Origin of the sequence: Williamsia sp. (genome assembly GCF_036566845.1) — a bacterium.
GTDB lineage: Bacteria > Actinomycetota > Actinomycetes > Mycobacteriales > Mycobacteriaceae > Williamsia.
Genome location: NZ_DATCVM010000025.1, coordinates 1 through 2651, shown reverse-complemented (window position 1 = coordinate 2651; position 2651 = coordinate 1). Strand labels below are relative to the sequence as shown.

3 protein-coding genes are annotated in these 2651 nt (G+C 62.2%); 1 reads left to right on the top strand and 2 read right to left on the bottom strand.

All coding sequences use genetic code 11. The features are described 5' to 3' along the window. On the bottom strand, positions 1 to 406 hold a 406-nt coding region (locus VIQ49_RS01415; protein ID WP_331880090.1), incomplete at its 3' end, for an MlaD family protein. Next, positions 406 to 1572 (bottom strand): MCE family protein, encoded by a 1167-nt coding sequence (locus VIQ49_RS01410; RefSeq protein WP_331880088.1) that lies wholly within the window; start codon positions 1570 to 1572, stop codon positions 406 to 408. The genes VIQ49_RS01415 and VIQ49_RS01410, both read right to left, overlap by 1 nt. Positions 1573 to 1910: 338 nt before the next feature. On the opposite strand from VIQ49_RS01410, the gene VIQ49_RS01405 reads away from it, so the two are divergent. Continuing rightward, a partial coding sequence (locus VIQ49_RS01405) for a hypothetical protein (RefSeq protein ID WP_331880086.1) occupies positions 1911 to 2651 on the top strand: 741 nt, incomplete at its 3' end.

Below are 2651 nucleotides of genomic sequence, written 5' to 3'. Positions count from 1 at the left end.
CAAGATCGAGGGCGGGTTCGGTGTTGCTGAGCGGAATCGTCGCTCCGGCAGGCAGTTTGCGGAGGTCGCCGGGCCCGGCCAGGATCTCTAGATACCGGTCACCTGTGAGGTTCTGGTACCGGATTGCCGCCCGAGTCGAGGTGTAGAGCTGTTGGCGCTTGTCCACGGTGAACGTCACGGTGGCGTGGTCATCGTCGATGACGATGTCATCCACGCTCCCCACGGGGATACCGGCGATACGCACGTCCTGCCCCGTCTTCAACCGGGACACGGAGCTGAATTCGGCGGTGTAAGTGTTGTTGGAACCGAACCGGAACTGACCGAACGTGACGATCAGCGCGGCCAGCACAAGCAGCATGACGGCGGTGAAGATGCCGACCTTGAGTCCGATGCGGTGGGTTGCCATCAGTAGTCGTCTCTTTCGGCATAGGCGCCGTTGAACAGGAACTGCAGTGTCGACGGGGAGTCGAATTGCAGTTCGGTGTTGGGCTGATAGGGAACGTAGGCGTTGTCGGTCACCAGGAACGGCGGCCGGTACCAGGACCCGGATCCCTGCTTGGACGGCAGATTGGACAGGCCACGGCAGTTGGGCCCGCCGGAGGCGTTGACCACCGGCAGACTCTCCGGGTAGGTGTAGACCGCTGAACCGGGGATGAAGCCGGCATTGACGAACAGTGCTGGTTGCACACCGCCGATGTTGGGCCCGAACTTTTTGAAGGCATCTGCCAATGACGTGATCAGACAACCGAATTCGGGGGAGTATTGGCGCAGCACGCCCAGCGGGGCGCGGAGCCGCTGGATGGCGGCGGTCAGGTTGTCTTCTGCCGGTGCCAGGGTGTCGGCACCGACGGTGGCCAGGCCGGTGGTGGCGAGAAGGGTAGCGCTGAGGTTGTCGCGTTCGTCGACAATGGTTGCGCTGAGGGTGGGAACGTTACCCAGGGTGGACACCAGGTCGTTGGCGGCCGCGTTGTAAATGTCGCCCGTGGTGGCGAGCTGCTGTAGGCGCGTCTGCAATGTCGACAGGCGCGGGTTGAGCGCGCCGAGGAAGTCACTGAGTGTGGACAGCCCGACGCCCAGGTCGTTTCCGTTGCCCCGCAGTCCATCTCCCAGCGCTGTCATCGTGGTGTTCAGTTGCACCGGATCGATCTTGTTCAGGGTGTCGAGCAATGTCTGGAACAACGTGTTGACCTCGACGCTGACGTCGGAGGCCTGCAGGTGCGCACCCCTAGCGAGTCGGTCGGCCGTGGGCTGCGCGGGAGGAAGCAGCTCGACGGATTTGGCGCCGAAGATCGTGCTGCTTGCGATCCGCGCGGTGACATTGGCCGGCAGCTTGGCGAGCTCCTGGGTGCGGATGGCCAACGTCAGTTCGGCGGACTCGCCGTCGTAGGCGACGGCGGAGACTCTGCCGATCGGCACCCCGAGGAACTTCACTTTGGCATCGCGGTCCATCACCAAGCCCGCTCGCGAGGACGTCAAGGTCACGGTGGCCGTAGACGTGAAGGCGCCCTGGTAGCCAAGGTAGGTCACAGCGGTCGCAGCCATGAAGCCGGCGGTCAGGATCGCGGCAGCCACACGCACTTTCGTGTGTCGAGCCCACTGCCTTATCACCGCACGCCTGTCTGTCGCAGATGAACACGTCCTCTGTGCACTCGAGGACAGGATGGATACCGTCGCAGCGGTGTGGCGGCGGTGGCGGAGCCACCGTCAACCGAGCGAGCGGGCCGCGCCGCCCACCACTCCTCTCGTCGAACCATTCAAAAACTATCGACCGTTATAACATCACGCGTGATATAAAACTAGTGTCGGCGGCTCATCGAGCGCGGCAGAATCCCTGAGGCCGACGAAGCGGACGCCTAAGTCCTCAACCTGACTATGTGAGCTATAACTACCCTCGACGCGGAGGCCTCGCCATGACCGAGACGATCAGACACGACGGGGGAGGGAAGGCGCCGTCGCGGCGCGGGTTCTCCTCACTGCAGAAATCCCTATTCGCCATTCTCGCTTTCTTTTTCGCCATCCATCCGCTGTTCTGGTACCTCGAGATGCATGCCGGGGTTCCGCAACCGGTGGCGTCGACGGTCATGGTGGTGGTCGTCGTGGGCTGCTTCGTTGCGGCCCTGGTCATGCCGTGGCTGCGTGTCGGAGACCGTCGTGACTGGACACGCCCCGATCGCCTGGGGGCGATGGTGATCGTGTGGGTCTTCATTGCCCTCATTCCACGGTTCATCTGGGAGCTGCCGTGGCTGTTTTTCTTCGATCAGATTGTGGAGGGCGTCGAGAAGGGCTCGCTGTGGACCTATATGTGGGCGCCCATTCTGCTCGGCGGTGACGCCCGCTACCTCAACGGTGACCCGCTGATCGTCTGTATGGAGTGGATCGCGCTGTTCGTCGGAGTGTTCGAAGCCTACGCCCTGTTCCAGTTCTTTCGGAACCGCCGCCGTTTCACCAATATTCAGCTTTCGTTGATCATGGCTGGCATGATTGTCGAGGTCACGCTGCCCGCTGTGTATTTCGGTGTGGAGATCGCCAACAACCTCGAAAGCATGTCCTCGCCGGCCGAGATGTGGGTCAAATTCGTCCTCATCAACGTCTTGTGGTGCACCATGCCGTTGCTCACGTACTTCTGGGGTGTGCGCAGGTTGGTCAATCAG